The sequence below is a fragment of the Streptomyces sp. NPDC005899 genome (genome assembly GCF_040629645.1).
In the GTDB taxonomy this organism is placed as follows: Bacteria; Actinomycetota; Actinomycetes; order Streptomycetales; family Streptomycetaceae; genus Streptomyces.
In genome coordinates this window covers 1-24,640 of the sequence record NZ_JBEXWB010000059.1, presented here as the reverse complement: position 1 = coordinate 24,640, position 24,640 = coordinate 1, and the positions used below count along the sequence as shown (strand labels likewise).

Sequence of the window (24,640 nt, the reverse complement as noted above, 5' to 3'; positions counted from 1 at the left end):
CGAAGGGACAGCGGACATGAGCACATCGCAGGAGGGCCGCGTGCGGCTCGGGCGCCGGGCCGTCGTCGCGGCCGTCGGTGCGGCGGGGGCGGCCGCCGCCCTCGCCGCGTGCGGCGGTTCGAAGGAGCAGGACGGTGCCCGGACCGTCCGGCCGGCCGAGGGGGGCGGCGGGGGCGCCGTGCTCGCTCGGACGGCGGACATCCCCGAGGGCGGCGGGACGGTCTTCGGTGACCGGGGAGTCGTGGTGACCCAGCCGAAGGCCGGGATCTTCAAAGCCTTCTCGTCCACCTGCACCCACCAGGGCTGCGCGGTGAAGGAGGTCACCGGCAACACCATCAACTGCCCCTGCCACGGCAGCACGTTCGACGCAGCGACCGGTGAGGTGACCGGGGGGCCCGCCACGCAGGCACTGCCCGGGAAGTCCATCCAGGTGGAGGGTGACTCCATCACCCTCGCCTGACCGGCGCGGCACGGGGCCCGCACGGTGGCGCGGGTGTCAGCTCGGCGGGGGGAAGGGGCCGTCCAGCTCCCTCCCCGCCTCGCGCAACGCCGCCACGGCTGCCCTGATCGACGGCCTGCGGTCGGCGTCCGTGCGCCAGACCGCGTAGATGTGCCGCCGCATCAACTGCCGGACCGGCACCAGCCGCACGCCCTCCGGAACCGGCCCGCGCCCCAGACGCGGAGCGACGCAGACACCGAAGCCGGCGGCGATCAGCGCGAGCTGCGTGTGGTGCTCCGCCGCCAGGTGGGCGATGCGGGGTTCGATGCCCTCGGACCGGAGGGTCGACGTCAGCCATTCGTGGCAGAACTCGCCCGCCGGCCAGGACACCCAGTCGTCGTCGGCGAAGTCGGCGAGGTCCACCTCCGTGCGATCCGCCAGGGGGTGACCGACGGGCATGGCGATGTCCGGTGCGTCGTCCAGGAGTTCGGCCCTGGCCAGGCCGCCCGGGACGGGCAGGCGCTTATTGCTCCAGTCGAGCACCACGGCCAGATCGACGTCCCCGCGCAGCACCGCCCGCATGCCGTCCTCCGGCTCCAGCTCCGTCGTCCGCAGCGCGAGGCCGGGGTGGCCCGCACGCAGGGTGGAGAGGGCCGCGGGGAACAGCCCGCGGGCGGCGGTGGGAAAGGCGGCGAGCCTGACCTCTCCCACGACCTGGCCGCGCTGGGCCTCGATGTCGGCCTGTGCGATCTCCACCTGGGACAGGATGCGTGCCGCGTGGTCGGCGAGCAGGCGGCCCGCGTCCGTGAGCCGGACCCCCCTGCCCATCTTGGCGAGGAGCCGCTGTCCCACCTCGCGCTCCAGCTTGGCCATCTGCTGGGAGACCGCCGACGTCGTGACGTGGAGGCCGTCGGCAGCACCACTCACCGATCCGTGCCGGGCGAGGGCATCCAGCGTCCGAAGGCGCTCCAGATTCAACATGTAAGCGATGCTACGCGAATGGGGCGACATAATCTCGCTTGTTCTACGGGATCGGGGTCGTCATGGTTGTCCCATGAGCGCCCCCTCCGCACCGTCGGCCGTCCACCCGACCGCCCTCCCCGTGGCCACGGAATCCGGCCGGCCCCGGCGCCGCTCCCCGGACTGGCGCCTGCGTTTCGCGGCGCTGTCGCTCATCTGGGGCTTCAGCTTCCTGCTCATCAAGGTCGGCACCCACGGGTACGCCCCGTTCCAGGTGACGTTCGGCCGGCTGCTGTCCGGCACGGCGGTCCTCGCCGTCGCCATGGCCGTACGCCGCGAGCGGCTGCCCCGCTCCACCCGGACGTGGGGTCACCTCTTCGTCGCGGCCTTCTTCCTCAACGCGTTGCCGTTCTCGCTGTTCGCGTACGCCGAGCTGACCATCCCCTCCACCCTGGCCGGCATCTGCAACGCGACTTCGCCCCTGTGGGGCATGACCCTCTCCCTCGTCGCCCTCTCGGAGGACCGGCCGACGCGCCGCCGGGTCGCGGGCCTCGGGCTGGGTTTCATCGGTGTCCTGACCGTGCTGGGCGCGTGGCAGGGGTTCTCCGGGCTGGACCTCACCGCTACGGCGATGGCCCTGCTGGCCTCCCTCAGCTATCCCGTCGGCTGGATCTACGTCCGCCGCACACTGGCGGGCACCGGTGCGTCGACGCTGGCGCTGACCGGCAGCCAGCTCTTCGTCGCGACCTTGCAACTCGGCCTGATCACACCCCTGTTCACGTCGGCGCCCGACCACTTCCCGCTGCTGCCGACCCTCGCGGTACTCGCCCTGGGGGCGCTCGGCACCGGGCTCGCGGTACTCCTCCAGTACGGCCTCGTCGAGGAGGTGGGCCCGACGACGGCGCAGATGGTCACCTACTTCATCCCCGTCATCGCCACGGCCGCCGGCGTCGCCGTACTCGGCGAGCACCTGAGCTGGAACACCCCCGCCGGCGCCCTCGTGGTCCTGGCGGGAGCCGCCCTCACGCAGAGCCGGGCCCGTACGTCGGCCGGCGCCTCCCGCCGCGTCGCCGGCCGTTCACCCGTGGCCGGCGGGGCGGACCGGCCCGGCCGCGGCCGCCGTCGCGTCCGCCAGCGGCACGATGTCGGCGGCGGTGAGTGACGACACGGTCAGCCGCACCCCGGGTGGCGAGGCCATCCGGAAGCGGGCCCCGGGGTCGACCGCCCAGCCGGCACGCAGCAGCCTCGCCACGGCTCCCGTCTCGTCGTGCACAGGCACCCACACGTTCATCCCGCTGCGCCCGTAGGCGGTGACCCCGCGTTCGCCGAGCGCGTGTACGAGCGCGTCCCGGCGCTCGCCGTAGGACCGGGCGATCGCCACCGTGTCGACAGCTCCCGACGCCCACAGGTGCGCCACCGTCCGCTGGAGGATCCCGCTGACCCAGCCGGGTCCCAGTCGCTGCCGCCCCTCGACCCGGCCCACGGTCGACGCGTCCCCCGTGAGCACGGCGAGCCTCAGGTCAGGGCCGTACGCCTTGGCCACCGAGCGGACGAAGGCCCAGTGCCGTGTCGTGCCGGCGAGGGGGTGCAACGGCAGGTCGACGATGGCGTGGCCGTGGTCGTCCTCGATCAGGAGCACACCGGGGTGTTCCGCGAGGACGGAGCGCAGTTCCCCGGCCCGCTCCGGTCCGACGGCGGCGCCGGTCGGATTCTGGGCACGGTCCGTGACCACCAGCGCACCGGCCCCCGCCCGCAGCGCCCGTCGTACGTCGCCGGGCAGCACCCCCTCCTCGTCCATCGCCACCGGCACGGCCCGCAGCCCCAGCGCGGGGATGAGGTCGAGGAGGGCACCCCACCCCGGATCCTCGACGGCGACGGCGTCACCGGGCCTCAGGTGGGCCGACAGCACCCGCTCGATCGCGTCGAGCGATCCCGACACGACCGCCAGTGACCCGTCGGGCACTCCGTCGGCGTCCATGGCGGCCCGGGCGGCCGCCGCGAGTTCGGGCACCACCGGGGGGTCGCCGTACAGGCCCGGCCGCCGGGCGTACGCGGCCGCGGCCGCCGCGAGCGCCTCACGGAGGTCGGGGAGCAGGGCCGGGTCGGGGTTCCCCCCTCCCAGGTCCCGCCCGCCCGGCGGGGCCTCGATGCGCAGGGAGCCACGCGCCGTGGTCGCCGGACGCGACCGCACCCGGCTCCCCCTGCGTCCCGCCGTCTCGATGACCCCCCGTTCACGCAGTGTCCGGTAGGCGGCTGCCACCGTGTTCGGATTCACGCCGAGCCGGGCCGCCAACTCCCGTATGGGAGGCAGTACTTGGCCGGGCAGGAGGTCTCCCGAGCCGACTCCGCCCTCCACGCTCGCGGCGATCTCCGATGCGCGGCGCCCACTGATCCGATACTCTCCTAGCACAAAGCTAACTATGCACTAGTGCAATGGAGGACGCAATGTCGGACACAACCACGGCCCAAGGCACCGGGTCGGACAGCACCGGCGCCGGCAGCACCGCACCGGTCCCTCCGGCCTCCTACGGGCCGACCGATCGCACGGTCCCCAGCCGGTCCCGGGAGCGCGCCACGTACGACCGCGAGGTGGTCCACGCGATCCTCGACGAGGCATACCTCTGCCACCTGGGGTTCGTCCGCGACGGCGCACCGGTGGTGCTGCCGACGCTCTTCGCCAGGGTCGGCGAGCGGCTGTACGTGCACGGCTCGACCGGATCCCGGCCCCTTCGCTCGGCGGGCCAGGCGGATCCGGGCCTCGCCGTCTGCCTGACCGTCACGCACGTCGACGGCCTGGTACTCGCCCGTTCCGCCTTCCACCACTCGATGAACTACCGCTCCGTCGTCGTCCACGGCATCGCCCGCACGGTGACCGACCCGGAGGAGCGGCGCATCGCGCTCGACGCCATCGTCGACCAGGTCGTCCCCGGCAGGTCCCAGGACTCTCGGCCGGCCGACGCCAAGGAACTCGCCGCGACGGCGGTCATCCGGCTGGACCTCGACGAGGTGTCCGCGAAGATGCGCACCGGCGGCCCGAACGACGACCCGGACGACCTCTCGCTGCCCTACTGGGCGGGCGTGATACCGGTGACCCGCGCATACGCCGCCCCCGTGCCGTCCGACGACCTGGACCCCGCCGTCCCGGTCCCGGACTACCTGACCGGACTCTGACCACCGCGGGACCGGCCCCCGGACCGGAGGGCCCCGGGCCGGCCCCCGTCCCGGGCGTCCCGGCCGGCCGCGAACCGGTGCCCACTCCCCCGCCCCGGCCCCGCGGCCCGGCGCACCCGGGTTGACCCTCCCCCTACGTCAGGACCGAGGCTGGACGCCGACGACGAAAGGGGAGGGGGATGAGCTACTCGGTGGGACAGGTCGCGGCCTTCGCCGGAGTGACGGTGCGGACACTGCACCACTACGACAGGACGGGACTGCTTTCACCCAGCGACCGCAGTCACGCCGGGTACCGGCTCTACGGCGAGGCCGACCTGATCCGTCTCCAGCAGATCCTCTTCTACCGTGAACTCGGCTTCCCCTCGACGAGATCGCCGCGATCCTCACGGACCCGGAGGTCCGCCCCCTGGACCGGCTCCGGGCCCGGCAGCGGCAACTGCGTGAGGAGATCGCCAGGCTGCAGCGGCTGGCCGAAGTGGCGGAACGGGCGATAGAGGTCCAGGAGACCGGAGTGTCCCTGACACCCGAGGAGCGCTTCGAGGTCTTCGGCGAGATCACCTTCGACCTGAGCTACGCCACCGAGGCAGAAATGAAGTGGGCGCACTCGAAGGGACAGCGCGAGGCGATGGCGCGCGCGGCTGCCCACAGCGAAGAGTATTGGCGCCGGCTCATGGGTGAGGCCACCGCCTGGCGTGCGGAGCTGCTCGCGGCCTTCGACGAGGGGCTGCCGGGCAACGGCGAGCGGGCCATGGACCTCGCCGAGGAGCACCGTTCGCACATCTCGCGATGGTTCACCTCCTGCCCACCCGACATGCACAAGCGCATCGCGGACGACTTCGTCGCCGACCCGCGCGCGTTCGCTCTCCTCGTGCCGCCGTCGCAGCAGCGCCCGGGCCTGGCCGCCTATAGGCGCGAGGCGGTCCACGCCAACGCGGCCCGCCGCACAGGTGGCGGGCCCGATGCCGAGGAGCACCGATGAGTATTCTGATCGCCGCGGCCGGATCGCGCGGTGACGTCGCGCCCTACACGGGTCTGGGCGCCGAACTGCGCCGGGCCGGATACGACGTCACCCTCGCCACCACCGACACCTTCGCACCGCTCGTACGCGACGCGGGGCTGGATTTCCGCAGCCTCCCCGCCGACACGCGGGTGCGGGGCGGCGGCACAGGCAGACGCGAACTGATGCGCACGGCAGCCGCCTTCGTCACCGAACTGGGCCAGGGCTTCGCCGACGTCGTCGACGAGGGGACGGACCTGCTCCTGCTGTCGACCACCACCGCCCCGCTCGGCTGGCACCTCGCCGAGGCCACGGGCACACCGAGCCTCGGCGTGTACCTCCAGCCCACCGCACCGACCGGCGACTTCCCGCCCGTCATCACCGGCTCCCGCTCACTGGGCCGTTCCGCCAACCGGGCGACCGGGCGTCTCGCGATACGGATGGCCGATCGCGTCTACGAGCAGGCGGTCGCAACGCTGCGCCACCGCCTCCAGCTTCCCCCGGCCTCACCTTCCCGGACGCGTCGAGGACGGGAACGAGCGAACTGGCCCATCGTGCACGGCTTCAGCACGGCCCTGGTGCCCCGTCCCTCCGACTGGCGCTCCGGACTGCGGGTGGTGGGCAACTGGTGGCCCCACCACGATCCGGGCGAACGGCTGCCCACCGACCTGGAGGACTTCCTGCGCGCCGGGCCCCGGCCCGTCCTCATCGGCTTCGGGAGCATGGCGTCCGGCGACGGGCAGCGGCTCAGCGAAGTCGCTGCGCGAGCCCTGCGGCGCGCCGGGCTGCGTGGCATCCTCCAGGCCGGCGGTGCCGGGCTCGCCGCCGACGGGGAGGACGTGCTCACCATCGGGGACGTACCGCACGCCCTGCTGTTCCCACGGCTGGCCGCGGTGGTCCACCACGGCGGGGCCGGCACTTCGGCAGCCGCGTTGCGCGCCGGTGTGCCGTCGGTCCCCGTGCCGGTGACCGCGGACCAGCCGTTCTGGGCGGGGCGGCTCGCCACCCTTGGCGCCGCCACCGCCGCGATTCCCTTCCGGGCCCTCACCGCCGGCCGGCTTGCCGACTCACTCGACCGAGTGGTGGGAGAGCGGGCACACAGCCGAGCCGCCGCACAGGCGGCGCGCCATGTGGTGACCGAGGACGGAGCGGGCCAGGCCCTCGAGGTCGTCCGGCGGATGACGCCGGCCGACGGATGACGCCGATCCGCTCCTCGTCCTGGTCACTCCGGTGGCCGCAGCCCTCAGGGCGAGGCCGCGGGCCGGGACAACCCGCCCTCCGCGTCCTCGGACGACTCGTCCCGCGCACCGGTGACGCCGTGGGCGCCGGCAGTCCCGGGCACGCCCGGCCCGGACGCCACCGGAGCCGACGGGGGCCGTGGAGCGGTCGACTGGGCGATGAAGGCCCCGATCAGCACCACCGCACCGCCCACCAGCTGGGGCGCCGACAGGTGCTCGCCGAGGAGCACCCAGGCGAGCACCGTGGCGATGACCGCCTCCAGGCAGGCGACGACCCCCGCGACCTGCGGCGAGAGGAGCCGCACCGAGACCACGCCCGTGGCGTAGGCGAGGACGGTCGCGAGCAGGACGATCCAGCCGAGCAACAGCCAGGCCGGGACGGCGTGTCCGCCCATGTCGGCACTTCCGCCGAGGACGCGCGCGTCCATGTCCCACGGCCTGGCGACCACGGTGAGGACGGCCGCACCCACCAGCAGGCCGTACGCGATCACGCCGAAGGGGTGGGGCGGCTCGGCCGTCCGGCCGGCCTCTCCCCCGCCGGCCGTGCCGTCCGGCTCCCGGCCCGGCGCCTCCTGGCTCACGGCCTTGCCGCCACCCTGGTCCGACAGGACGAAGTAGCCGACCTGGCAGCACGCCGCTCCGAACGCCAGCAGCAGCCCGAGGGCGTCGAACGACAGGCCCGACCAGACCTCGACGACGCACGCCAGTCCGCACACGGCCAGGACCACGCCGAGCGCGGCGGCCCGGGTCACGGGCCTGCGCTGGACGAACCGCACCCAGCCGAGGACGAGCGCGGGCGCCAGGTATTCGACGAGCAGGGCGACGCCGACCGGGACACGGGAGATCGCGGCGAAGTAGCAGGCCTGCACGCCGGCCACGGCGAAGAGCCCGAAGCCGGCCAGGAGCGCCGGTCGCTCACGGACCAGGGCGCGGTGCCGCCAGGCCACGGGCAGCATGACGAGGGCGGCGCCGGTCACGCGTAGCCACACCACGTCCAGCGGGTCGAGCCCCGCCTCGATCAGCGGCTTGGCCGCCACCCCTGAACCACCGAATGCGAGGGCCGAGGCGAGGGCGAGGCCCAGAGCCGTGCTTCTGCCGTGAGACGCGTGCATCGGCACATCATGACAGCCGACGTCAGCAGCGTCACCCCCGTCACACCTGTCGCACCTGTCGCACGTATCAGGGAGTGCGGGTGCTCGCGTCCCCGCACCGGCCCTCCGCCTGCGTGGCTGCCGCACGCCCCGCGAGCCACGCCGCGTCGACGCCCGCCCGCTCCAGCACCTCGACGGCACGGCAGTGGGGGTCGGCCACCAGAGCGGCGAGCAGGTCGAGCCCTCCGGCATGGGCCTCACCTCGCAGCGCTGCGGTCCGAAGAGCGCGGCGGGCGGCGGCCTCGGCCGACGGCGACCACCCTTCGGCCCCCGTCCCGCACACCTCCCGGAACGTCCCCGAGTCCTCCTGGGCACCGTGCCAGCGGAGCCCGTAGCCGATGCTGCGCTGCACGAGGTATCCGAGGACCCTGGCGAGCCGCGGCCCGGCGCCGAAAGCCTCACGCACCGCGGGGTCGGACTCGATGAGGGAGTGCAGGAGATGAGCCGTGTCGACGTGCCGGTCCCCGTCCCGCGTCGCCCGCCTCCGCGCGACGCCCGCGACGGCCCTCAACTCTGCGGTGAGTCCGGCGTCCCTACCGGCGGTGAGTCCGGCGCTCGTACCGGCGCGGGCCGGTGGGGGCTGCTCGGTGATCCCTGGTGTCCCTTTGTGCACATGTCTCATCCCATCAGCACCGGGGCTCGGGATCATCCCCGGTACGACCCATCCGCGCATCCCACCGCAGGCGTGCACCGGCACGGTTCCTCATCCTCGCGGATGAGATCCAGCGGCGGCCGCTCGCCCGGAAGGTCCGCACGAAGGCCCCGCATCCAGGCCGCGGGGCCTTCGTGCGGTCGTGCGGTCGCCATGCGTACCGCACGCCTCAGTGCTCGTCGGCCAGGATCAGGTACAACTTCTTGCGGGCGTCGTTGATCACGGCGAGCGCCTTCTGCCGCTGGTCGGCGGAGCCGGTCTTCCAGACCTGCCCGAACGCCTCCATCAGACCGAAGCCGGCCTGCCGGATCTCGTTGGCACCCTCCCAGTCGACCCCCCGCCCCGCCTCCTCCCACGGCGCTTCGGGGCCGGACCCGGCCTCGGTCCGCCCCAGGTCGGTGAGGGTGAACAGCTTCTTGCCCCCTTCACTGGCGCTGACGATCAGCCCTTCGTCCTCGAGGAGCTGGAGGGTGGGGTAGACGGAGCCGGGGCTGGGCCGCCAGGCCCCGCCGCTGCGCTCGCCGATCTCCTGGATCATCTCGTAGCCGTGCATAGGACGGTCCTTGAGCAGCGCCAGGATGGACGCGCGCACGTCACCGCGCCTCGCCCTACCCCTGCCGCCACCCCTGCCGCGACCGCCGCCGAAGGGACCACCGCCGAAAGGCGGCCCGAACGGCCCGAAAGCGGCACGCCGGCCCTCGAAGTCTCCGCGGCCGTGATGCCCGGGCCCACGGGACCCACGGCCGTGGCCATGTCCGTTCTCATGTCCGTGTGAACGCATGGTCGCGCTCCCTTCTCCGTAGCTCGTTATCTGACATCGCTGCACTGTCGCGATGCGTCAACGATATATCGGAAACTATCGCCTGACAATCCCGTGTCAGGTGCCGTTCCCCCGTCCCACGGGAAAGCCCCTCCCTGAGGCGATCCGGTCCGAGTGCCTCGTCGCCTCGGGTGATCGCCACCGCCGATGCCGCTCGTGCCGGTTGCGACCTCGACCCGCACACCGCGGAGCCGGGGGTTCCGCTGTGCGGCGCGCACCTCCACGGTGCGCCGATGGCGTCGAGCAGGGAAGTTCCAGGTGCCCTTCGACTGCGCGGAACCCGGGCGCCTCGCCCGCTTCCCGTGCGAGGCGCCGGGGTACGTCCCGCCGCCACCGCAGGACGGGTGCGCCACCTGGGTCGACTTCGGGCGCTCCCGGCCGCCTGAGCAGCAGGAGGTGCGGCGCGCCTGCGTGGATCCCTCCGGCGCGGGCTCGTGGGTGTGGTGCCGCTCGCCCTACTCAGGGCCGAACGCGCACGGCCGGTCCCGCTGCTCGGCACGGTGTACGTGCAGACGCCGTACGACGGCAGCGATGCCTGAGTCCCGATACCGGACGACATCGAGGGCAACGAGTTCCGTACCGGCCGAGGGCCGCGGACGTGTCCCTGACCGCGCCTGTCAGCTCACGGACGGCAGGACCGGGTATCGCGTGCCACCACCCCACCGACACCGTCGCGGGGGTTGCGGACCGGCAGCGCCGACACGTTCGCGGACGGGGAGCCGCCGTCGGGCCGGCCGAGGCCGGCCGCCGTGATTCAGGGTGTCGGCAGCCATCCGACTTCGCCGGCCAGCAGCGCGTATCCGACGAAGGCCCCGATGTCGAGCAGTGCGTGGGCGACGACGAGTGGTCCGACGCGCCCCCAGCGCCGGTACAGCAGCACGAAGACCACCCCCATGACCACGTTCCCGACGAAGCCGCCGATTCCCTGGTACAGGTGGTAAGAACCCCTGAGGAGCGAGCTGGCCACCAGGGCCGCCATGGGCGTCCAGCCCAGCTGGCCCAGCCTGCGCAGCAGGTAGCCGACGACGACCACCTCCTCCAGTACGGAGTTCTGCACCGCGGAGAGGATCAGGACCGGGAACTTCCACCACACCTCGGGGAGGGACTCCGGCACCACCGTCAGGTTGAAGCCGCCGGCCCGCGCCGCCAGGTAGAACGCCAGACCGGCGCTGCCGATGCCCGCGGCGAGCAGGGTCCCGCGGCCGAGGTCCGGCCACGGCCTGGTCCGGTCGAATCCGAGGGTCCGCAGCCCGGCCCCCTCCCGGATGAGCAGGTGGGCCACCAGCGCCACCGGCACCAGCGCCGTCCCGATGCCGAACAGCTGCCACGCCAGATCGAGCCACGGCCGTCCGGGAGCGTACGAACCGTTCAGCGTCGCGGCCTGGTCCTTCAGGCCGCCCGGCCTGGTCAGCGAGCCGACGAAGCTGATGAGCGCGGACACCCCACTGGCCCCCAGCGAGAGGGCCAGGACCAGGAGGGTCTCCGAGCGGAGGGTCCGCCGGGACACCTCCTCGTGGGAAATGGTTAGAGCCACGCGTCCCGCCTTCACCTGTACTCCTGCCTCCGGCCGTGCGTCTTAGCTTGCACGACGGCCGGAGGCGCCGGGACACCGGCGTCCGGCTTTCCGCGAGGCGCGTGCGGCGGGGCGGGGCGGGACTCGGGCGTCCTCTCAGGGGCCGGGGAAACCCACCGGCCAGGTGTGCACCGGCTCGCCCGCCTGCATCAGTTCGCCGTACCGCCGGGTGGTGGCGGCCAGCGCCCCCTCCCTTTCGAGACCCGCCTCCAGGGCCCGGTGGTAGGTGTCGACCTGCCAGGAGGCGCCGTTCACGCGGAGCCTGCAACGCTCCTCGATGATGCCGAGGTAGAGGTCCCGGTCCGCGGGCTCGATGTTCCAGGCGTCCAGCCCCGCGGCGGCGAGCGGCAGCAGTTCGTCCAGTACCAGCTTCGTCGCCGGCAGCTTCGTCACCCCTCCCGACCGGCCCGGCCGGGGCCAGAGCAGCTCGGCGTCGATCCCGTGGCGGCAGGCGGTGTCGAAGTTCTCGGCGGCGGCCTCGAAGGGCAGCCTGGTCCAGACGGGCCGGGGCTCGTCGGCCAGCGCGCGCACCAGGCCGTAGTAGAAGGCGGCGTTCGCGATCACGTCGACGACCGTGGGCCCGGCGGGCAGGACACGGTTCTCGACCCTGAGGTGGGGAACGCCTCCCGCCAGTCCGTACACCGGCCGGTTCCACCGGTAGACCGTTCCGTTGTGCAGGACGAGTTCGGCGAGCGTGGGCACACCCCCCTCGTCGAGCACCCGCAGCGGATCCTCGTCGTCACAGATGGGCAGCAGGGGCGGGAAGAAGCGCACGTTCTCCTCGAAGAGCTCGTACGCGGAGCCGATCCAGCGCTCCCCGAACCAGGTGCGGGGCCGCACCCCCTGGTTCGTGAGCTCCGGGGACCGTACGTCGGTGGCCTGCTGGAAGAGCGGCGGCCGCGACTCGCGCCACAGCTCCTTGCCGAACAGGAACGGGGAGTTGGCGCCCACAGCGATCTGCACCGGTGCGATGGCCTGCGCCGCGTTCCACACGTCCGCGAATCGGGAGGGCGTCACCTGAAGGTGCAATTGCACAGAGGTGCAGGCCGATTCCGGCGCAATGGAGGGGGAGGTGCGGACCAATCGCTCGACGCCTTCGATATCGAGGAGGAAATCCTCACCCCGCTCCGCCGCCATTTGCTGGTTGAGCAGCATGTACCGGTCCACGTCCGAGAGGTTGGCGGAGACCACGTCCTCGTCGCCCAGGGTCGGCAGGATGCCGATCATCACGATGCCGGCGTCCACCTCGGCAGCCTTGCGGTGGGCATATGCGAGGCCCGTCCGGAGCTCCTCGGCGAGCTGATCGAATACCCGGCCGCTCAGCCGGTGCGGAAGAATATTGACTTCCAGGTTGAACATCCCCAGTTCGGTCTGGAAATCCCGGCTGGCGATGCGTTGGAGCACCTCCGCATTGCGCATCCTCGGCATGCCGTCCGGCCCTGCGAGATTCAGCTCGATCTCCAGTCCCATCAGGTTGCGCGGCCGGTCGAACCTCCCCTCCGACAGGAGCCTCTCCAGTCCCTCCAGGCACTGGGTGAGCTTCTTGCGGTACGTCTGCCGATCGGACAGGTCAAAGGTGCCCGCCACGACCTTCTCGCCCATCGAAGGGTCCCTCCTCGAGTGGGCGGCCCGCGGCACAGGCCGCTCGTTTCACGATCGATAATGCCCCGAGAAGGTGATCTGTAACGTCCCCACGGGCCACAGCCACCCGGTAGTCTGTCGTCCAGCGCCGGAGGCACATTCCTTCGGCATGGCGCATATGCGGTACCGCCGCCACCCTCCGGCTGAATGATCGACGTGTTTCAGCCTACCGCCGGGCCGGTGAAATACCTGGCCTGGAGCGTCCGGGACGGACCGAACCAACAGATAGTTCACAATTCGAGGGCCGAAATGCGCCTTGCGCGCAATACGCGGAACAGCTAGCCGAAACATCGCGTGAACATTTGTCGTATAAACTCTGCGCACGAGGCAGAGAGTTGACGCACCGGCCCGTCCGCCCGTCACCGGCCTTCCTCTTGCCCCGCACGCCGACATCGCCGTCTGCACCCGCCCACGCATCACCGTGTCTCCGAAGTGAGAGGCGACCCACTATGCCGCTGCATGTTTCACCGGCTCCCGCGCCCGCATTGCGCAGCGTTCTCGCGGCACTCGGTTCTCCCACCGCAGTCCGCGAGGCCCACACACCGGCTCTCCGATCCGTCCAGGGATCGCTGAGCCCCGAACTCCCGCTCCCCGTGCACGTGCTGGACCGGATCCTGCCCGACGAGGCCGCACCGCGTACCCGTCTCGCCGGCTGGCGCTTCCTGATCCGCAACGGCGACCGTGCCGTCGCGGCCGCCGACACGATGCTCACTCCGGACGGCTGGGCCTTCTCGCACTTCTTCGAGGGCCCCTACATCGTCTCGACCGAACTCGCGGTCCGTCAGGCGGAGTCGGCGGCCACGCACTACCAGCCCCGACTGCTGTCGGTACCGGAGCTGTACATGCTCACGCTGTGGCTGCACAACGACACGGAGGCCGACGCCGGCGGCGGCACACTCGACCCGGCCGACGTCCTGGTGCCACTGGCGCCCGCGCCGCCCGGTATCACCGCCCACCTACCCCACCGCGTGGCCGATCTCCTTCCGGTGATGACACTGCGTGTCACCCCGGCCCCCGCTCCGGAGCTTCCCGGCCTCCTCGGATCGCCCGCCTGATCTCCGGCACCACGCGCCCCCGCCGGGCAACCGGCGGGGGCGTCGTCGTCCCCGTCCGGACTAGCCCGGTCGGGCCACCCCGAACCACCCGAAGAGGCAGTGCAGTTGCATTGAACCGCCCGGGCGGGTGACGCGTCATGGAAGGGGAACGGCAGCTGTCGCGAAATCCCTGCGGACGCCCGCCCGTGGGGCAACACTGGGACCGGACCGACTTGATACGGGGGCGGCCATGAACGCATCGCCACGCCGCAGGCCACTCGACTCAACGCAGCGAAAGAATCCATCCATGTGCCAGCACCAGCCACCCTGCCCGACCGCGGACTCCAACGACCGGGAGGCCGCGCGTCTCGTGGCACACCACCCGGAACAGGGCTGGAGCCTGCTGTGCAACGGCGTCCTGCTCTTCGAGGACACCGGCGAGCTGCTCCCGGACGGCCAGATCATCGCTCCGCACCGGCCGTTGCGGGCCGCCCGGGTCGTGAAGGCCGCCTGACCTGCGGGCGAGGCGGCCGGGGCCGGACCGCAACGGTCTCCGCACCGGCCCCCGCCCTGCGAGCTCCCTCCACGTCCTGCCGGCCTACTGGTCGTACGCGTCCAGCGGCGGGCAGGAGCAGACGAGGTTGCGGTCGCCGAACGCACCGTCGATGCGGCGCACCGGAGGCCAGTACTTGTCCGACGGCGCGACGCCGGCCGGGAAGACCGCCTCCTCCCGGCTGTAGGCGTGCGTCCACTCCCCGCCGAGGGCCGCCGCCGTGTGCGGCGCGTTGCGCAGCGGGTTGTCGTCCGCACTCCAGGTGCCGGAGGCGACCTTCTCGATCTCCCCGCGGATGGCGATCATCGTGTCGCAGAACCGGTCGAGCTCCGCGAGGTCCTCGCTCTCGGTCGGCTCGATCATGAGCGTCCCGGCCACGGGGAAGGACATCGTGGGCGAGTGGAAACCGTAGTCGATCAGCCGCTTGGCGATGTCGTCGATGCTGACGCCGGTGGCCTTGGAGATCGGCCGCAGGTCCACGATGCACTCGTGCGCGACCAGCCCGGCCGGTCCGTTGTACAGGATCGGGAAGTGCGGCTCGAGGCGCTTGGCGATGTAGTTCGCCGCCAGCACGGCGACCTGCGTCGCACGCTTGAGACCCTCGCCACCCATCAGCCGGACGTACGCCCACGAGATGGGCAGGATGCCGGCCGATCCCCACGGAGCTGCCGAGATCGGCCCGACACCCGTCTCGGGACCGGCGGCGGGCTGCAGCGGGTGGTTCGGCAGGTAGGGCGCGAGGTGGGCGCGCACGCCGACCGGCCCGACACCCGGGCCGCCGCCACCGTGCGGGATGCAGAAGGTCTTGTGCAGGTTGAGGTGCGAGACGTCGCCGCCGAACTTGCCGGGCTTGGCGAGACCGACCAGCGCGTTGAGGTTGGCGCCGTCCACGTAGACCTGACCGCCCGCGTCGTGCACCTCGCCGCAGATGTCGGCGACGTGCTCCTCGAAGACACCGTGCGTGGACGGGTAGGTGATCATGAGCACGGCGAGCTCGTCGCGGTGCTTCTCGATCTTCGCGCGCAGGTCCTCGATATCGACCTCGCCGTCGTCGGCGGTCTTCACGACCACGACCTTCATACCGGCCATGACGGCACTGGCGGCGTTGGTGCCGTGCGCGGAGGACGGGATGAGGCAGACGGTGCGCCGGTCGTCGCCGTTGGCGCGGTGGTACGCGCGCACGGCCAGCAGACCGGCGAACTCACCCTGCGAGCCCGCGTTGGGCTGGAGGGACACGGCGTCGTAACCGGTGACCTCGGCGAGCCTCTCCTCGAGCTCGCGGATGAGGGTGAGGAAGCCCTGCGCCTGCTCGGCGGGCGCGAACGGGTGCAGCGCGCCGAACTCGGGCCAGGTGATCGCCTCCATCTCGGCAGTCGCGTTGAGCTTCATGGTGCAGGAGCCCAGCGGGATCATGCCGCGGTCCAGCGCGTAGTCGCGGTCGGCGAGCTTGCGCAGGTAGCGCAGCATCGCCGTCTCGGAGCGGTGCTGGTGGAAGACCGGGTGGGTGAGGACGGCGTCGGTGCGCAGCAGTGCCTCGGGCAGGGCGTCCGCCGTCGCGGCGTCCAGTGCCTCGACGTCACCGTCGGCGCCGAAGGCCGCCCAGACGGCGGCGATCCGGGCACGGGTGGTCGTCTCGTCGCACGCGATGGAGACGAGGTCGGCGTCGACGAGCCGCAGGTTCACCCCGCGCTCCCGGGCGCCCGCGACCACGGTGGCCGCCGCACCGGGCACCCGGACGGTGAGCGTGTCGAAGTAGGCGTCGTGCAGGACCTCGACACCGGCGGCGCGGAGCCCCTGGGCGAGGATCGCGGCGAACCGGTGCGTACGCCGGGCGATGGTCCGCAGGCCGTCGGGCCCGTGGTAGACCGCGTACATGCCGGCCATGACGGCGAGCAGCACCTGCGCGGTACAGATGTTGCTCGTGGCCTTCTCGCGGCGGATGTGCTGCTCGCGGGTCTGCAGGGCCAGGCGGTATGCCTTGTTGCCGTCCGCGTCGACGGACACGCCCACGAGGCGTCCGGGCAGGCTGCGGGCGAACTTCTCGCGGACGGCCATGTAACCGGCGTGCGGGCCGCCGAAGCCCATCGGGACGCCGAAGCGCTGGGTGGTGCCGACGGCGATGTCGGCGCCGAGCTCACCCGGCGAGGTGAGCAGGGTCAGCGCCAGCAGGTCCGCTGCGACGGTGACGATCGCGCCCAGCTCGTGGGCCCGGTCGACGACGGGCTTGATGTCACGTACGGCTCCGGAGGCACCGGGGTACTGCAGCAGCACGCCGAAGACGCCGCGCTCGGCGACGTCCGCGGGGATGCCGTCGCCCAGGTCGGCGACGACCACCTCGACACCGGTCGGCTCGGCACGGGTGCGGATCACCGCGACGGTCTGCGGGAGGGTGTCCGCGTCGACGAGGAACACACCGTCCTTCACCTTGCCCACCCGCCGTGCCAGGGCCATGGCCTCGGCGGCGGCCGTGCCCTCGTCCAGCAGCGAGGCGCCGGACGTGGGGAGGCCGGTGAGGTCGGCGACCATCGTCTGGAAGTTGAGGAGGGCCTCCAGCCGCCCCTGCGAGATCTCCGGCTGGTACGGGGTGTACGCCGTGTACCAGGCCGGGTTCTCCATGACGTTGCGCAGGATCACCGGCGGGGTGAACGTCCCGTAGTAGCCCAGTCCGATCATCGGCGCGAGGACCTGGTTGCGGTCGGCCAGACGCCGCAGCTCGTCCAGGACCTCTGCTTCCGTGCGGGCCGCCGGGAGGTCCAGCGCCTCGGCACTCCTGATCACCTCGGGCACCGCGGCGGCGGTGAGCTCGTCGAGGGAGCCGTAGCCGACCTGGGCGAGCATCTTCGCCTGGGCCCCGGCGTCGGGCCCGATGTGGCGCTGCTCGAAGGGGATGCCCTGCTCCAGCTGGGAGAGCGGAGTGCGACGGGGGGTCATGATGGAGGCCTCCTGGTCTGTCACGACCTGCGAGGGGCACCACGGCGTGGCTGCCCGAACGGCCTCCCCATCTGTCATCTCGACCTGAGAGCTTCACCGGCCCGCCCGGGGGCGCACCGGCTTTCACCGTCGGTGAGGGCGGGTCCCGCGCCGGCCACGGCCGTGCGGGTACCGTCCTGCTTTCCAGAGTGACCTCGTCCGTGCGGTACGGGTGCCTGAGAGATTCCGGGGAGGAGTTGCTCCTTCGGCGCCTCCGCTTTTCACGGAGGACTCTCCCGCACGGGGTCGGCAGCCGCTTCCACCCTACCAGCGGGCCGGTGCGGGGCGGCTCGAGTGGCCGTGGCCCGGGATCTGGCCTTGGGTAGGGGCTGTGGTGCAGTCGTGACCACCCTGATGCAGTCGTGAGCAGTGGGAGGCACCGTGCAGACCGACATCGATCCGCGCGGCCTGATCGGCCGCAAGGCGTTCGACCGTCACGGCACGAAGATCGGGACGGTGGACGAGGTATATCTCGACGACGCCACCGGAGTGCCCGAATGGGCTGCCGTGCGCACCGGGCTCTTCACCCGCGACGCGTTCGTGCCGCTGGAGCCGAGCGAGTTCGTCGACGGTTCGCTGCACATCCCCTTCGACCGAGCGCTGATCAAGGACGCCCCCGACTTCGGCGTCGGCCGGCACCTCTCCCCGGAGCAGGAACTGCAGCTCTACCGGCACTACGGTCTGGACGCCGCCCCCTCGGGCGGCGCGGGGCCGGACAGGGACTTCGGCAGGCTGGCCGGCCAGGAGGAGTAGTCCACCGGGTCCCGGACCAGCGGCAGCGGATCGGCCGGGTGCAGTTCCGGGTCGTCGACGCGGAACGTCCGCACACGCCCGGGCGGCGTGTGCGGCTCCTCGAACCGCACGGTGACACGGCCCACACCGCTGCCCTGCACCCAGCCGCGGCCATGGGTCCCGTGCCGTACGTCGGTCCCGGCGGGCCACTGCCGGGAGGGCGGGGGCACGGGCTCCTGGCGGACCGGTTCCCCGGCCGGCTCCTCCTCGGCGCCGGCGGCGCCCGGCGGCGAGGCCGCGCCCGGGAGGCCCGCCGCCTGCGAAGCGTCCGCGGCCTGTGCGAACAGATCCTCCTGGGTGTAGTCGGCGAGGCCCGTGACGCCGACACCGAGGAGTCGTACGCCGCCCGTGGTGTCGACGGCCTCCAGGAGCCGGGCGGCGGCCTCCCTGACCACCGTGGGGTCGTCGGTGGGCCCGCGGAGGGTCTCGCTGCGGGTCAGCGTGGAGAAGTCGTAGCGCCGCACCTTGAGCACGACGGTCCGCCCGGACCGCCCCGCCCCCCGCAGCCGGTGGACGCACCGGTCCGCAAGGCGCTCCACCTCCGTCCGGATCCGCACCCGGTCGTGCAGGTCCACGTCGAAGGTGTCCTCGACGGACACGGACTTCGCGTCCCGCTCCGCGACGACGGGGCGGTCGTCGTGGCCGAGTGCCATGCGGTACAGGGCGACGCCGTGCGCCTTGCCCAGCAGCCGTACGAGCTCGGCCTCCCCCGCCTCCGCCAGGTCCTGGACCACGGTCATGCCGGCGCGGCGCAGATGGTCACCGGTGGCCGGTCCGACACCGGGGAGGATCCGTACCGGCATCGGGGCCAGGAGCTCGCGCTCGGTACCGGGCTCGATCAGCATCAGGCCGTCGGGCTTCGCCTCCTCGGAGGCGATCTTCGCCAGCATCTTGGAGCCGGCGAGGCCCACGGAGCCGCTGAGACCGGTGACGCCTCTGATGAGTGTCCTCAGCTGCTCACCGATCAGACGGGCGGACGCCGAGTCGTCGGCCGTCCCCCCGGCCTCCAGGTCGACGAATGCCTCGTCCAGGCTGAGCGGCTCCACGAGCGGTGACAGCCGCCCCAGCAGCGCCATCACCTGGTCGCTCACGGTCCGGTAGAGCGGGAAGCGGGGCACGAGGTAGGCGGCGTTGGGCGCGAGCCGCCGGGCCTGCGCCATCGGCATCGCCGAATGGACGCCGAAGCGCCGGGCCTCGTACGAGGCGGTGGCGACGACTCCCCGCATCCCCAGCCCGCCCACCACGACGGGCTTGCCGCGCAGGCTCGGCTTCGCCGCCTGCTCCGCGGAGGCGTAGAAGGCATCCATGTCCAGATGCAGGATGGTGGGCGCGGCTCTCACAGCTCCGATGCTGCCCTATGCCACTGACAGTCGCCGGTCAGGCCGTCGGCGGCACGGGGTGCGGTCAGCCCGCGCGGTTGCGGCGCCTGGCCAGTTCGTCGGTGGGGTTGTGGCCCACCAGCGTCTCGCCGGTGTCGACCCGCTCCCCGTGCAGTTGCGACAGGGCCGTGTCCACGTCGCGCCAGACCACGCCGACGGCGATGCCGAAGACTCCCTGACCGCCCTGGAGCAGGTCGACGACCTCGTCGGGCGACGAGCACTCGTAGACCGTGGCCCCGTCACTCATGAGCGTCAGGCGCTCCAGATCCGCGAAGCCGCGGTCCCGCAGGTGCTGGACCGTGGAGCGGATGTTCTGCAGCGCGACCCCGGTGTCCAGAAATCTCTTGACGATCTTGAGCAGGACCACGTCCCGGAAGCTGTACAGACGCTGCGTCCCCGATCCGTACGCCGGACGCACACTCGGTTCCACGAGCCCCGTACGCGCCCAGTAGTCGAGCTGCCGGTAGGTGATTCCGGCTGCCGCGCATGCCGTCGGCCCCCGGTAGCCGATGCCGTCTGCCACTGCCCCACCGTCCGACGTCATCGTCGCAGCCGGCCGCACCGACTGCCCGACGGTGTTGTGGCCGGCCGCACTGCCGTGCTGCCGGTACGGCCCACCCGCAGCCGTACCGTCGCCGCTGCTTCTCACGCCGACCTCCGTCCTTGACCTGCCCTCTCGAAGGTAGGCAGTCACCAGGGGCGCGTCAACGATCGCCACACTCGGCACGCCGAGTGATAAGCACCCTGAGGGTGGTTTGCCGTGACCGGAAGGCGGGAACGGCTTGTCGGATGCGCTGACGGGGCCCCCGCAGGGCGGTCACTGGCTGTTCGTCCCGAAGTCCTCCGGCGAGATCTGGTCGAGGAACTCGCGGAACTTCTCCACCTCGTCCTCCTGCTCGTCCGGGATGGCGATCCCCGCGTCGTCGAGCACGCCGTCACTGCCGTAGATCGGCGTGCCGGTGCGCAGGGCGAGCGCTATGGCGTCGGACGGCCGCGCGCTCACCTCGACTCCGCTGGCGAAGACCAGCTCCGCGTAGAAGACCCCTTCCTTGAGGTCCGTGATCCGGACCTCGGTGAGCTCCTGGCCGACGGCCTCGAGCACGTCCTTGAAGAGATCGTGGGTCAGCGGCCTGGCCGGAGCCATGCCCTGCTGGGCGAAGGCGATCGCGGTCGCTTCCCCAGGGCCGATCCAGATAGGGAGGTACCGGTCGCCTCCCACTTCACGCAGGAGCACGATCGGTTGGTTGGAGGGCATTTCCACCCGGACACCCACAACGTCGAGCTCGTTCACACAGCAACCCTAGGACGTGCCCGGCATGTTTGGATAGTCGGGCACCCTCCCACTCAGTGGAAGCGCACGTTCAGGGCGCTCTGCACGAGGGCGGCGTGGAGCCGGACGGACAGCTCGGCCAGCTCTCTCGCTGTGACCTCCGCATGGGCCCTGGTCTGCGGATTCCGGTGCCTGCGCAGGGGTGCGACGACCTGTTCGACCAGCCCCGCCTCACGCTCGGCGGCCCCTCTCACGGCCCGCAGATGTCGGGGTTCCAGACCGAACCGCCCCAGATCCGCCACAAGCCTCGCGATGGTGACCGCCCCGGCCTCGTAGCTGCCCTCCGCAGAGGCCACGATCAGGCCGTACGCCTCCCACTCCTCGAGCTGCTCCTCCGTGGCCCCGACGGCGGCCAGGAACTCCGGACGCCCGATGCGGGCCGCGGTCGCCCCGCCCGCCTCCGCCGTCCGGTGGCCGTCCGCGGGCTCACCCTGCCCGGCCCCCGGCGGCAGGGCCGCCCGGTCACCCCGGGCGACGGCTTCCAGATGCTCGCGGATGACCTTGAGCGGCAGGTAGTGGTCCCGCTGCATGCGCAGGACCTGGGCCAGCCGCTCGACATCGGCTGCGCTGAACTTCCGGTAGCCGGAAGGCGTGCGCTGCGGCTCGATGAGCCCCTCCGCCTCGAGAAAGCGGATCTTGGAGATCGTGACTTCGGGGAACTCGTCGCGCAGCCGCATGAGCACCGTGCCGATGCTCATGGCACGCTCGTCCGGGGTGGCGGTGCCGTGTCCGGCACCGCCCGTCGGTGTTCGCAGCATGGGCCTTCCTGGGGAGCCCCCGGACTTCCGTCCGGGGGCGGGTCACGCGCCCCGCTGGCTCGCGTAGAAGACCAGCCGGTACTTGCCGATCTGGACTTCGTCGCCGTTGGTCAGCGCGACGGAATCGATGCGCTCGCGGTTGACGTACGTGCCGTTGAGGCTGCCGACGTCACCCACGGTGAAACTACCGTCCGGATTCCTGTGGAACTCCACATGGCGCCGCGACACGGTCACGTCGTCGAGGAAGATGTCGCTCTGCGGGTGACGGCCGGCCGTGGTGAGGTCGCTGTCCAGGAGGAAGCGGCTGCCCGAGTTCGGGCCGCGGCGGACCACCAGCAGCGCGGAGCCGGCCGGCAGCGCGTCGACCGCGGCCTGCGCCTCCGTCGACAGGGAGGGAAGGGCCGTCTGGCCGGTCGCCTCCGCCTCGTACGCCTCGATGCCGGAGATCGAGATGGTGGAGGTCGTCTCCGAGGCGCGCTCGGGCACCCCGCCCCTCAGCGGCGCACCGCAGTTCGAGCAGAAGCGGCTGGCCTCGGCATTGTGATGGCCGCACCGCGAACACACCGGCATGGACGAAGCCCCCGGGGCGGGGGGAAACCCTCCGCCCGCGCCCGGGGCCGACGGTCCACCGAAACCTATGCCCCCGGCACCGGCCGGGTCGCCGGACGACGCGCCGTACGCGCCCGGGCCGCCTCCCGCCTGCTCCGGCCTCTCGTCACGGAAGAGCGGGCGCTCCACGCCCTGCTCGTCACCACTCTGGCCCTGACGCGGCGCACGGTGCCGGGCGGCGCTGTCGCCGTCCTCGCGTGCACTCTTCCCGAACCACTTCGCAAACAACTTCACGGGCGTTTCCCCTTGACCGAAATAGACCCGCCCGTGGGGCAGGACGAACCCTGAACGAACACACCTGCCGACCCGGACATCTTCACAACGTCCGTATCCACCCGACAGTTTCCACCACGCGTCACCGATCCGGTGCGCCGACCCCCCGCAACCTTCCGTCCGTCTCCCCGGAACCCCGCGCGCCACGGCCTCACCCGGACGACGACCGAGCGTAGTCAGGCCGCCGCGCCGGTCGCAAGGCGTCGACGACGATGTCCTCGGAGCGTGCCACATCCACCGTGGCCTGCTCCTTCTCCAGCGTCTGCACGACTCCGCCCGGGATGTTCAGCGCCGGCTCGAGGTCCTGGGGCCGGCCGATGACCTTGAACACGTAGGGCGCCGCGATCTTGCGGCCGCCCACGCGCAGCTCTCCCCCGTCGCCGGAGAAGTAGGTGTCGGCGACCACCCTGACCCCGTTGACCTCGATCGCCTCCGCACCGGCGGCACGCAGTTCCTGGACGGCGTCCAGGAGCATGTCGGCCTCGACCGCTCCGCCGGGGTCGTCGATGGTGAGCGTGATCCCGGGACCGTGGGCCGCGACCGTGCCGGCGAGGATGCCGAGCTGCCGCTCCTTCTCGAGCGTCTGCTTGCGCGCCTCCTCCGCCTGGTCGGAGCTGTTCTCCAGCTCCGTGCGCTGGGCGTCGAGGCGCTGCTTCTCGTCCTCGAGGCGCTGGGTCCTGTTGTCGAGCTCGTCGAGGATGCGGACCAGGTCCTCCTGCCGGGCGCCGCGCAGGGCGCTGTTGTCGCTGTTCGACCTGACCTGGATCGCCAGGCCCAGACCCAGGACGAACAGGAGGAGCGCCACCACGAGTTGGGCGCGGCTGACCCTGGGGGGCCAGAGCCCGGCCAGCAGCCTGCGGCGTCCGGACTCCTCCGGCGGCTCCGGCCGGGGAGCGGGCGGCACGGGGGCGGGGGCCTCGGGCGGCAGCGCGCCGCCGTGCGCCGCGCGCCTCGGGTTGCCTTCTTCGTTCATCGGCCTCACGCCCGGAAGACGTGCCGGCGGATGGCCGCGGCGTTGGAGAAGATGCGGATCCCGAGGACGACCACCACGCCGGTGGAGAGCTGCGCTCCGACACCGAGTTTGTCGCCCAGGAACACGATGAGCGCCGCCACGACGACGTTCGAGAGGAACGACACCACGAACACCTTGTCCACGAAGATTCCGTCGAGCATGGCCCGCAGCCCTCCGAAGACCGCGTCCAGCGCGGCCACGACGGCGATCGGGAGGTACGGCTCGACCACCGCCGGCACCTCGGGCCGGACCAGCAGTCCGACCACGACGCCCACGACGAGGCCCAGTACGGCGATCACGATGTGCCCTTCCCTGTGTCTGCCGCCCCACGGCCCGTCTCGGCGGTCTGCGGCTCGGCTGTGCGTACGATCAGGCTCGGCGCGGCCGGCAGGCGCACCTTCTCCTGTTCGGAGATGCTGGTACGGATGTCGAAGCTCTCGTGCAGCGCCTGCAGGTACCGGCCGTCCGCGCTGTCCCGGAAGGCGGAGGCGAGCTTCGGGCCGTCGCCCACCGCGAGCACCGTGTAGGGCGGTACGAGCGGCCTGTTGTCGACCAGTATGGCGTCGCCCGCAGCACGGATGGCCGACAGGGCCGTCAGCCGCTGCCCGTTGATGGCCACGGCCTCGGCGCCGGACTGCCACAGGCCGTTGACGACCCGTTGCAGGTCCCGGTCACGCACCCGCCCGGTGTCGGCGAAGCCCGTCGACTCCCGGGGCCCGCCGCCACCTTGGTCGGTGTCCTCGGCGTCGTCGACGACCAGCTTGATCCCGGGTCCCTGGACCGCGGTCGCCCCGGAGAGCAGGGCGACCAGCCCGCCCCGGTCGCCACCGTGCTGTTCCAGCGCCTTGCGCTGGCGTTCCCCGACGTCCTTGCGCAGTTCCTCGACCTCGGCCTCGAGCGTGTCCGCGGTGGACGTCTCGGCGTTGACGCGGTCGATGAGTTCCTCGCGCTCCTTGGCCACGACGGGCGCGGCGACGCGCGCCTCGGCGGCACCGAGGGTCACCACGAGTGCGGCGAGCACCAAGCAGGCCGCCAGGCCCAGTCTGGAGGTGAGGGTGCGGGGCAGGCCCGCGGTACCGTCGGCCCTGCGGCGCGCCGACGCCTCGGCGTACCCCTCGTCCAGGCTGTGTTCCATGACGGTGGTCAACAGCGACATGGAGGCGTCGGGACGGGGAGGCGGCGGTGCGCTACTCCGATCGGGGGGCGACTGCGACATGCCGCACATCGTCGCACGTCATGCCGACCGCCGCCGAACGGCCCCACCGCCGACCCGGAAGCCGCGGGCGGC

General features: G+C 72.1%; 23 protein-coding genes, 2 pseudogenes and 1 riboswitch. Of the genes and pseudogenes, 9 read left to right on the top strand and 16 right to left on the bottom strand.

Features of this window, described 5'->3' with window-relative positions; translation table 11 throughout:
* Positions 1 to 16: 16 nt before the first annotated feature.
* The gene (locus tag ABZ371_RS10755) at positions 17 to 460 is read left to right on the top strand and encodes a Rieske (2Fe-2S) protein (protein WP_358676501.1); all 444 of its coding nucleotides are present in this window, start codon (positions 17 to 19) and stop codon (positions 458 to 460) included.
* Between the two features lie 36 nt (positions 461 to 496).
* Here ABZ371_RS10755 and ABZ371_RS10750 read toward each other — a convergent pair whose 3' ends face one another.
* Positions 497 to 1,420, bottom strand: coding sequence for a LysR family transcriptional regulator (locus tag ABZ371_RS10750; RefSeq protein ID WP_358676498.1), 924 nt, complete (start codon positions 1,418 to 1,420; stop codon positions 497 to 499).
* A 73-nt stretch (positions 1,421 to 1,493) separates the two neighbouring features.
* Here ABZ371_RS10750 and ABZ371_RS10745 point away from each other — a divergent pair, with 73 nt between their 5' ends.
* Positions 1,494 to 2,561, top strand: a complete 1,068-nt coding sequence (locus ABZ371_RS10745; RefSeq protein ID WP_358676495.1) for a DMT family transporter — start codon at positions 1,494 to 1,496, stop codon at positions 2,559 to 2,561.
* Here ABZ371_RS10745 and ABZ371_RS10740 read toward each other — a convergent pair.
* Entirely contained in the window at positions 2,478 to 3,809 is a 1,332-nt protein-coding gene (locus ABZ371_RS10740) for an aminotransferase class I/II-fold pyridoxal phosphate-dependent enzyme (protein WP_358676492.1), read from the bottom strand. The two genes, ABZ371_RS10745 and ABZ371_RS10740, sit on opposite strands and share 84 nt — an antisense overlap.
* 35 nt (positions 3,810 to 3,844) lie before the next feature.
* Here ABZ371_RS10740 and ABZ371_RS10735 point away from each other — a divergent pair, with 35 nt between their 5' ends.
* From ABZ371_RS10735 to ABZ371_RS10725, 3 genes and pseudogenes are all read left to right on the top strand, one after another.
* Positions 3,845 to 4,570 carry a pyridoxamine 5'-phosphate oxidase family protein gene (locus ABZ371_RS10735; RefSeq protein ID WP_358676489.1) on the top strand — a complete coding sequence of 242 codons (726 nt, stop codon included), beginning with the start codon at positions 3,845 to 3,847 and terminating at the stop codon, positions 4,568 to 4,570.
* A gap of 179 nt (positions 4,571 to 4,749) precedes the next feature.
* Positions 4,750 to 5,549 (top strand): annotated as a pseudogene (locus tag ABZ371_RS10730) (MerR family transcriptional regulator).
* Positions 5,546 to 6,766, top strand: a complete 1,221-nt coding sequence (locus tag ABZ371_RS10725) for a glycosyltransferase (protein WP_358676486.1) — start codon at positions 5,546 to 5,548, stop codon at positions 6,764 to 6,766. Before ABZ371_RS10730 ends, ABZ371_RS10725 begins: the two are co-directional and overlap by 4 nt.
* A 44-nt stretch (positions 6,767 to 6,810) precedes the next feature.
* On the opposite strand, the gene ABZ371_RS10720 is transcribed toward ABZ371_RS10725, so the two are convergent.
* The 3 genes from ABZ371_RS10720 to ABZ371_RS10710 form a co-directional block, all read right to left on the bottom strand.
* Positions 6,811 to 7,917, bottom strand: a complete 1,107-nt coding sequence (locus tag ABZ371_RS10720) for an EamA family transporter (RefSeq protein ID WP_358676483.1) — start codon at positions 7,915 to 7,917, stop codon at positions 6,811 to 6,813.
* A gap of 67 nt (positions 7,918 to 7,984) precedes the next feature.
* Positions 7,985 to 8,578 (bottom strand): Clp protease N-terminal domain-containing protein, encoded by a 594-nt coding sequence (locus tag ABZ371_RS10715; protein WP_358676481.1) that lies wholly within the window; start codon positions 8,576 to 8,578, stop codon positions 7,985 to 7,987.
* A 199-nt stretch (positions 8,579 to 8,777) separates the two neighbouring features.
* The gene (locus ABZ371_RS10710; RefSeq protein ID WP_358676479.1) at positions 8,778 to 9,389 is read right to left on the bottom strand and encodes a PadR family transcriptional regulator; all 612 of its coding nucleotides are present in this window, start codon (positions 9,387 to 9,389) and stop codon (positions 8,778 to 8,780) included.
* Positions 9,390 to 9,653: 264 nt separating this feature from the next.
* Between ABZ371_RS10710 and ABZ371_RS10705 the strand changes: the two are divergent.
* Positions 9,654 to 9,967: pseudogene (locus tag ABZ371_RS10705) on the top strand (hypothetical protein).
* Between the two features lie 215 nt (positions 9,968 to 10,182).
* Here ABZ371_RS10705 and ABZ371_RS10700 read toward each other — a convergent pair.
* Together ABZ371_RS10700 and ABZ371_RS10695 are read right to left on the bottom strand one after the other, a co-directional pair.
* Positions 10,183 to 10,962: a type II CAAX endopeptidase family protein gene (locus tag ABZ371_RS10700; RefSeq protein ID WP_358676477.1), complete on the bottom strand. Its 780-nt coding sequence runs from the start codon at positions 10,960 to 10,962 to the stop codon at positions 10,183 to 10,185.
* A gap of 135 nt (positions 10,963 to 11,097) precedes the next feature.
* Positions 11,098 to 12,603 carry a glutamate-cysteine ligase family protein gene (locus tag ABZ371_RS10695; protein ID WP_358676474.1) on the bottom strand — a complete coding sequence of 502 codons (1,506 nt, stop codon included), beginning with the start codon at positions 12,601 to 12,603 and terminating at the stop codon, positions 11,098 to 11,100.
* 488 nt (positions 12,604 to 13,091) lie between these two features.
* Here ABZ371_RS10695 and ABZ371_RS10690 point away from each other — a divergent pair, with 488 nt between their 5' ends.
* Together ABZ371_RS10690 and ABZ371_RS10685 are read left to right on the top strand one after the other, a co-directional pair.
* A complete protein-coding gene (locus ABZ371_RS10690; protein ID WP_358676471.1) occupies positions 13,092 to 13,697 on the top strand; it encodes a hypothetical protein in 606 nt (201 codons plus the stop codon).
* Between the two features lie 286 nt (positions 13,698 to 13,983).
* Positions 13,984 to 14,190 (top strand): DUF5999 family protein, encoded by a 207-nt coding sequence (locus tag ABZ371_RS10685; RefSeq protein ID WP_358676468.1) that lies wholly within the window; start codon positions 13,984 to 13,986, stop codon positions 14,188 to 14,190.
* Positions 14,191 to 14,274: 84 nt separating this feature from the next.
* On the opposite strand, the gene gcvP is transcribed toward ABZ371_RS10685, so the two are convergent.
* Positions 14,275 to 17,160, bottom strand: coding sequence for an aminomethyl-transferring glycine dehydrogenase (gene gcvP / locus ABZ371_RS10680; RefSeq protein ID WP_358676466.1), 2,886 nt, complete (start codon positions 17,158 to 17,160; stop codon positions 14,275 to 14,277).
* Between the two features lie 193 nt (positions 17,161 to 17,353).
* A riboswitch (glycine riboswitch) is annotated at positions 17,354 to 17,448 on the bottom strand.
* 132 nt (positions 17,449 to 17,580) lie between these two features.
* On the opposite strand from gcvP, the gene ABZ371_RS10675 reads away from it, so the two are divergent.
* A complete protein-coding gene (locus ABZ371_RS10675; RefSeq protein ID WP_358676463.1) occupies positions 17,581 to 17,952 on the top strand; it encodes a PRC-barrel domain-containing protein in 372 nt (123 codons plus the stop codon).
* Here ABZ371_RS10675 and ABZ371_RS10670 read toward each other — a convergent pair.
* The 8 genes from ABZ371_RS10670 to ABZ371_RS10635 all read right to left on the bottom strand — a co-directional run bounded on the left by ABZ371_RS10670 (position 17,874) and on the right by ABZ371_RS10635 (position 24,568).
* On the bottom strand, positions 17,874 to 19,331 hold the full coding sequence (locus tag ABZ371_RS10670) for a DNA polymerase IV (protein WP_358676460.1): 1,458 nt from the start codon (positions 19,329 to 19,331) through the stop codon (positions 17,874 to 17,876). The two genes, ABZ371_RS10675 and ABZ371_RS10670, sit on opposite strands and share 79 nt — an antisense overlap.
* Positions 19,332 to 19,395: 64 nt before the next feature.
* Positions 19,396 to 20,019: a MerR family transcriptional regulator gene (locus tag ABZ371_RS10665; RefSeq protein WP_358676457.1), complete on the bottom strand. Its 624-nt coding sequence runs from the start codon at positions 20,017 to 20,019 to the stop codon at positions 19,396 to 19,398.
* A gap of 168 nt (positions 20,020 to 20,187) precedes the next feature.
* Complete coding sequence (locus ABZ371_RS10660; protein ID WP_358676454.1) at positions 20,188 to 20,661, bottom strand: bifunctional nuclease family protein; 474 nt, start codon at positions 20,659 to 20,661, stop codon at positions 20,188 to 20,190.
* Positions 20,662 to 20,714: 53 nt separating this feature from the next.
* Positions 20,715 to 21,458 (bottom strand): MerR family transcriptional regulator, encoded by a 744-nt coding sequence (locus tag ABZ371_RS10655; protein WP_358676451.1) that lies wholly within the window; start codon positions 21,456 to 21,458, stop codon positions 20,715 to 20,717.
* 42 nt (positions 21,459 to 21,500) lie between these two features.
* On the bottom strand, positions 21,501 to 22,301 hold the full coding sequence (locus ABZ371_RS10650; protein WP_358676448.1) for an FHA domain-containing protein: 801 nt from the start codon (positions 22,299 to 22,301) through the stop codon (positions 21,501 to 21,503).
* 190 nt (positions 22,302 to 22,491) lie between these two features.
* Positions 22,492 to 23,313 carry a DUF881 domain-containing protein gene (locus ABZ371_RS10645; protein WP_358676446.1) on the bottom strand — a complete coding sequence of 274 codons (822 nt, stop codon included), beginning with the start codon at positions 23,311 to 23,313 and terminating at the stop codon, positions 22,492 to 22,494.
* 5 nt (positions 23,314 to 23,318) lie between these two features.
* Positions 23,319 to 23,651 carry a small basic family protein gene (locus ABZ371_RS10640; RefSeq protein ID WP_003970459.1) on the bottom strand — a complete coding sequence of 111 codons (333 nt, stop codon included), beginning with the start codon at positions 23,649 to 23,651 and terminating at the stop codon, positions 23,319 to 23,321.
* A complete protein-coding gene (locus ABZ371_RS10635) occupies positions 23,648 to 24,568 on the bottom strand; it encodes a DUF881 domain-containing protein (protein ID WP_358676437.1) in 921 nt (306 codons plus the stop codon). Before ABZ371_RS10635 ends, ABZ371_RS10640 begins: the two co-directional genes overlap by 4 nt.
* Positions 24,569 to 24,640 lie beyond the last annotated feature (72 nt).